The sequence below is a fragment of the Herbaspirillum lusitanum P6-12 genome, assembly GCF_000256565.1.
GTDB classification, from domain to species: domain Bacteria; phylum Pseudomonadota; class Gammaproteobacteria; order Burkholderiales; family Burkholderiaceae_D; genus Herbaspirillum; species Herbaspirillum lusitanum.
Window position 1 is genome coordinate 1 of record NZ_AJHH01000095.1, and the last position, 303, is coordinate 303.

The 303-nt window shown below is 60.4% G+C and carries 1 pseudogene; it reads right to left on the bottom strand.

From position 1 onward, the window contains the following. Nucleotides 1-217 (bottom strand): annotated as a pseudogene (locus HLUSI_RS26755) (cell division protein ZipA C-terminal FtsZ-binding domain-containing protein); the annotation flags it as partial. Nucleotides 218-303: the final 86 nt, after the last annotated feature.

A 303-nucleotide genomic window follows, 5' to 3' on the forward strand; every position in this document is an offset into this window, starting at 1 on the left:
CGCGCGCGGCTGCGGCCGGCGTACTCTCGGCCGTCGGTTTGGTCGGGGAAAGCGGTGGCGTCGTGCTGTCGGCGTTCATCAGCACATCGTCGTGATCCGACGAAAACGCACGCTCGACGGTCTTGCGCGTCTTGTGCTCCTGCCATTTATTGTAGGAAATCACGCCCACGACGATCACGCCGCCGATGACGATCAGGCTGGTCTGGAGGTCTGTCATGCCGAATGCACCCTGGAATTTTTCTTGGAAGCGAGGCGCGCTGCGGCATAACCGCGCTGCCTGTAGTTGACACAAGTCAAGCTATT